12 protein-coding genes and 1 pseudogene are annotated in these 4421 nt (G+C 54.3%); 3 read left to right on the top strand and 10 right to left on the bottom strand.

Annotated elements, in window-relative coordinates; translation table 11 throughout:
• The coding region (locus HMPREF0372_RS00935; RefSeq protein ID WP_039996422.1) for a helix-turn-helix domain-containing protein at positions 1-398 on the bottom strand (398 nt) is incomplete at its 3' end.
• On the bottom strand, positions 385-657 hold the full coding sequence (locus tag HMPREF0372_RS00940; RefSeq protein WP_007488162.1) for a hypothetical protein: 273 nt from the start codon (positions 655-657) through the stop codon (positions 385-387). The genes HMPREF0372_RS00940 and HMPREF0372_RS00935, both read right to left, overlap by 14 nt.
• Before the next feature lie 101 nt (positions 658-758).
• On the opposite strand from HMPREF0372_RS00940, the gene HMPREF0372_RS18925 reads away from it, so the two are divergent.
• Positions 759-1073, top strand: a complete 315-nt coding sequence (locus HMPREF0372_RS18925) for a helix-turn-helix domain-containing protein (protein WP_007488163.1) — start codon at positions 759-761, stop codon at positions 1071-1073.
• On the opposite strand, the pseudogene HMPREF0372_RS21260 reads toward HMPREF0372_RS18925, so the two are convergent.
• From HMPREF0372_RS21260 to HMPREF0372_RS00980, 8 genes and pseudogenes are all read right to left on the bottom strand, one after another.
• Positions 1036-1146, bottom strand: a pseudogene (locus HMPREF0372_RS21260) (helix-turn-helix transcriptional regulator); the annotation flags it as partial. The gene HMPREF0372_RS18925 and the pseudogene HMPREF0372_RS21260 sit on opposite strands and share 38 nt — an antisense overlap.
• Before the next feature lie 54 nt (positions 1147-1200).
• A complete protein-coding gene (locus HMPREF0372_RS00950; RefSeq protein WP_007488164.1) occupies positions 1201-1458 on the bottom strand; it encodes a hypothetical protein in 258 nt (85 codons plus the stop codon).
• Positions 1452-1712, bottom strand: coding sequence for a hypothetical protein (locus HMPREF0372_RS00955; RefSeq protein WP_007488165.1), 261 nt, complete (start codon positions 1710-1712; stop codon positions 1452-1454). Before HMPREF0372_RS00955 ends, HMPREF0372_RS00950 begins: the two co-directional genes overlap by 7 nt.
• A complete protein-coding gene (locus HMPREF0372_RS00960; protein WP_007488166.1) occupies positions 1709-2050 on the bottom strand; it encodes a hypothetical protein in 342 nt (113 codons plus the stop codon). Before HMPREF0372_RS00960 ends, HMPREF0372_RS00955 begins: the two co-directional genes overlap by 4 nt.
• Entirely contained in the window at positions 2047-2514 is a 468-nt protein-coding gene (locus HMPREF0372_RS00965; RefSeq protein WP_039996425.1) for a helix-turn-helix domain-containing protein, read from the bottom strand. The genes HMPREF0372_RS00960 and HMPREF0372_RS00965 overlap by 4 nt, the downstream gene beginning before the upstream one ends.
• A 40-nt stretch (positions 2515-2554) precedes the next feature.
• Positions 2555-2758 carry a hypothetical protein gene (locus HMPREF0372_RS00970; RefSeq protein ID WP_007488168.1) on the bottom strand — a complete coding sequence of 68 codons (204 nt, stop codon included), beginning with the start codon at positions 2756-2758 and terminating at the stop codon, positions 2555-2557.
• 14 nt (positions 2759-2772) lie between these two features.
• On the bottom strand, positions 2773-2988 hold the full coding sequence (locus HMPREF0372_RS00975; RefSeq protein ID WP_155116942.1) for a helix-turn-helix domain-containing protein: 216 nt from the start codon (positions 2986-2988) through the stop codon (positions 2773-2775).
• An 87-nt stretch (positions 2989-3075) separates the two neighbouring features.
• A complete protein-coding gene (locus HMPREF0372_RS00980; protein WP_007488170.1) occupies positions 3076-3270 on the bottom strand; it encodes a hypothetical protein in 195 nt (64 codons plus the stop codon).
• 97 nt (positions 3271-3367) lie between these two features.
• Between HMPREF0372_RS00980 and HMPREF0372_RS19535 the strand changes: the two genes are divergently transcribed.
• Both HMPREF0372_RS19535 and HMPREF0372_RS18930 read left to right on the top strand, forming a co-directional pair.
• Positions 3368-3574, top strand: a complete 207-nt coding sequence (locus tag HMPREF0372_RS19535; RefSeq protein ID WP_131970375.1) for a hypothetical protein — start codon at positions 3368-3370, stop codon at positions 3572-3574.
• A 383-nt stretch (positions 3575-3957) separates the two neighbouring features.
• Positions 3958-4421, top strand: a 464-nt coding sequence (locus HMPREF0372_RS18930; RefSeq protein ID WP_174269960.1) for a helix-turn-helix domain-containing protein, incomplete at its 3' end; no start/stop codon positions are given.

Consider the following 4421-nt stretch of genomic DNA (forward strand, 5'->3'; position numbering starts at 1 on the left):
TCCTCATTTTCGGGGATAGGGGTATCCCCATTTTTAGGGATAGGGTATCCCCCTGCACTAGACGCAAGGCATCCCCTGCTGCTTTTCATAATTGGGTAGATGTTCCGGCGCAAAATCTGCCCGGTTTTCTCGTCCCGGAAAATCTCTGTCTCTATATGGCCCCGTTCTTCCAAAGTGGCAAGCAGTGCCGAAATTCTCTTAGGAGAAAGCCCCATTTCACTTGCCAGTGTTCGGTTAGTTGACCAACAAAATGCATATTCGTTGCACTTCCAAGTAATAATGCCATACAGCATCCTGGCCGACCAAGAAAGCGCTTCATCTTTTAAGACAACCGCAGGGATAACGGCAAACATTCCTCCCTCGGCCTTTGAGCGCATGGATATTTCATCCCTTGTCACTGTCCTCCGCTCCTGTCTTTTTTTGATATTCTTTTGTAATCGCAGCATTTAGATCGTCTGTGATACGGTCTAGCTCTCGGACAATTACCGAAAATCCACAGCACCGTTCCAAAATCCATTTTGGTACTGGGCCAGCATCATACTTCTCAATTGCCAGCATTTCGCATTCCAGCTCCTCCGTCATAATCCGCAAGGTCTTTGCCGCGCCATCCAGGTACGCAGAAACATCTTCCATTGCAGATGCAAGCTCATAGTTCATAAACTCTCCTCCAAATTACGGCACATTATGCCGTATATTTATTCCACATAATACGGCATAATGTGCCATATGTCAAGTGAGACTTTAGAGGAGGGAATCTTATGTTTTGTGATCGTCTAAGAGCTTGCAGGATCGCGCGAAACTATACCCTGCAAGAAATGGCTGATGCCGTAGATATTTCTCTGCGCACTTACCAAAAATATGAGGGCGGAAGCACTTTCCCTGACTTCTCACATCTGGTTAAATTGGCAGATTTTCTTGATATCTCTACGGACTTCCTTTTGGAACGGGACGATTATTTGCAATCTCTCGGAGTATCCGTTGATGTATCCCTAAAATGTCCTCCAAGGCGTCCCAAATCTCAAAAGAGCCGCCACTCCCTCCGCACTCAATCCGCTGGTAATAGCGCAGACTGATCCCCAGTTTGTCCGCCATGGCCTGCTGGGTCAGGCCTTTGGCTTTCCGGGCGGATTTTAAATTCTCCCGCATGATGATTTCCTTGTGCAAATCAAAATTGTGTGCTATAATACGAGTGTCTTCACGTTAGGCTCTAGTCACTGTGTCCGAGTGGCTGGGGCCTTTCTTTTTTGCCTGCTGCAAAGCATCCAGGGCCTTGTGGTAGCTGTCAGCCTGTCCCCGGCAAAACTCCGCCAGATTATCCGCCGCCCGGCGCTGTTCCGATGCTCCCAAGGACTCGGCGATATTGGCCCAGTCCTTGGCATCTCGCATCTTACTGTCCTCTGCCACGATCAGCGCCGACTCCAGCGCCGACACGGTCTCATGATCCAGATCCATCAGCATAATTCTGCCTCCTTCTGTTTTTTCAGGCGCTCCAGCACGGCCCGCCTGCGCCGGGCGAGGCGCCTATGGCGGCACTGCTCCCGGTCCAGCCGGTCCAGCTTGGCCCCGTAGGCCGGGTCCCCTGTCCGGGCGCAAAACTGGTGCAGACACCCCATCTCGTCCGCGGCATGCTCCCAGTCCAGGGCGCTTTCCAGCAGGGCCTCCGCGATGGTGTTATAGTCCCGATTGCTGAGCTCCAGCCGTATCATGCTCATGCGCTCAGCACCTTTCCCATGAGCGCCGACACTCCGGCCAGCCGCAGATCCAGCGCCTCCTGGACGTGGCGCACCATGACCTCCTCCAGCTCCCGGAGGCGGTAGGTAGGCAGGTCTCCCCTCTTGTACTTCACCAGGAGGCCGGGGCTGATGTTGTATGTCCACGTCCCTGCCTCCCCGCTGCAAACGGCAAAACCGAAGGGTGCCCGCTCTTCCCGCAGGGCGCGGTAGATGGTGGGGGACGACCAGCCTATGTATCGGGCCGCCACATCAATCGGCACGTTGTCATACGCCATGATCTCCTCGTCCGTGAGCGGCCGTTTGGTTGTCTTTTTCACTTTACACCCTCCTCAAGATGTCCCTGCTTGGCGTAGCGCACGGCCATGGCGGCCTCCACCAAGTCGCCCAGCTCCGCCACGATGGCGTCGAAGATGGGGCGCTCCTGGTCGTCGATAATGCCGTCCTTGCCGATGCGCAGTAGCTCCCGATCCCGGTGGGCGTCCACAAAGCCATATACCCGGTCCAGCAGCTCCATGATGGCCTCCGGGAGCCGCACCTCTCGGATATCCGGCACGATGCTCCGCGCCATGTCGGCGCTGGCCCGCAGGTGCTGGATGCCCAGGAGCTGGCTGTCGTAGGCAATGACCATCAGGTCCACCACCTCCGGGGGCGGGATGCGCTGGCCGGTCTCATAGGCCCGGATGGAGCTGTCCGAGATCCCCAGCTTTTCCGCGGCTGCTTCCTGGGTCAACCCCTTCGCCTCGCGGGCGATTTTGTAGATATTCCGCCTGTCTTGCGGCATGGTAATCACTCCTCCCTGGGGGTACAATATTGGCATGAGGTCAGACGGCCGCCTCGAAAAGCGCCGCCTCGGGAATCTGGTCCATCCGCCCATTCTGGCGGAGGATCAGGATGGTGGGCTCGTGGCCCCGGAGGGTCAGGCGCACCGCGTTCTTGGTGACTATCTCGGCGCACTGCACCTTGTCAATGTCATAATGGTTCTCAATCCAGCGGCCAATCTGCCGCTGCTCCGGTGTGCAAAACATAAGTAACTCCTTTCTCAGCTTGCGGCCCCGGTTCCGTCCCAAGGCGGCTCACGGCCGTAGAGGGCGTCAATGCTGCATTCCAGGATGGCGGCCAGCCGAGGCAGCTTGTCGGCACTCGGCAGCGCCGTCCCCTTCACCCATTTGGTAATGCAAGAAGGCGACACTCCCATGGCGTCGGCCAACTGGATGCGCTGGATGCCCCTCTGCTCCATCAGCTCGCAGATTCTCACCACTTCACCCCCTCTAAATTTGGTGTTGTTCGAGACTGTTTGATGTGGTATGATAGGTTTAACCTCTGGTGTAATGCACAACGCCGATTAAAGCTCACTTCGGTCTTTAATGTGCAGAACCCTTTGAGCTACTTTTTTCGCGCAGTATTTGATCTCCTCGTCGCTAGGCTCTGGAAGTTCCGCCCACATGATGTAGTACAGGATGCTCAACAGAGCCAGCCGATTTTTCAGCCAGCCGATCGCGCATACAACTGCGGCTACTCCTAGCAGGGTCGTCAGCATGCTATCCCCCCTTTCCGAATTGCCCCGGGCGTTGCCGCGCCCTTGTCCTCTCTCCACCCCTATGGTAATATTGGGGCGGAGAAAGGAGGTGTTTCACATGCGAAAGACAGTGTCTGGACTTTGTCCGGAAACAAACAGCCAGCAAATGATTACCGTGACCGTAGAGCGTATCCAGCTCGGCGGCGGACTGCCGCCCAGCGACAAGGTAATCGCCTATGCCTGTTCCCATGCACAGGAATATGGGTGTAGTAGAAATGGCGCAGATGGCCGGGCATGCCCGCTGCTCCATGGTGCTGGTCACTGATCATTTCGGAGCAAAGTTGGAAACACTTGGGCGGCCTCAAAAATTGGGGCCGCCGCCCTTAACCAGTCGCCTAGGCAGGTTTTCGCATACCTACAACCCACACAGATATCACCAAATTTGACAGGTATCTCAGTTGCGGCACTTTCATGAGCGGCAACGAAATGTCTGGCTGCACAGGTGACAGCCTCCTGTGTAATTCCTATATTCGCTTCCTCTGTGAGCATATGAGCACCCCCTTCCCAGTCTGCTGGGGCGTTGCCGCGCCCTCTTGTTTACCTGTGGTTAAATCATAATCCGTAAATTTACGTATGTCAACTTAGTTCCGTAAATTTATGAATATTTGTCTGTTTCACTAATTTCTCTTATTAGAGGTGAGTTGCCCTGTGGATGTTGAGTTTTTTGTGCAAAATGTTAAAGACATTTGCAAATTAAAGGGGACAACTCCGTCCGCCGCCTGTGAAGCAAGTGGTGCGGGCCGTAATTTTATGGATAACATCAAAAAAGGAAGTATCCCTTCTGTCGCAAAAGTTCAACAGTTGGCGGATTACCTTGGTGTTACTACCAGCGAACTTTTAGGGGAAGCAATGCCTGTCCACGCTTCAGATACTGTAGACCGCATCTTCGATTTGCTTGACAAAATGCCTATTGAACAACAGGAGTTTGCTAAGCTAGTAGGGGTTTCCGATGACACCGCAAGCGATTGGCGTCGGAGACGCTCTGCCTCCTATACAAAGCGGCTTGCCAAGATCTCGGAAGTTCTGGGCACCTCGGTGGAGTATTTACTGACTGGTGAAAAAAAAGAGCCCGCCCCCACTCCAGCGCCAGATTTCTTGATCAAATTCAATAG

The organism is Flavonifractor plautii ATCC 29863 (assembly GCF_000239295.1).
GTDB lineage: Bacteria > Bacillota > Clostridia > Oscillospirales > Oscillospiraceae > Flavonifractor > Flavonifractor plautii.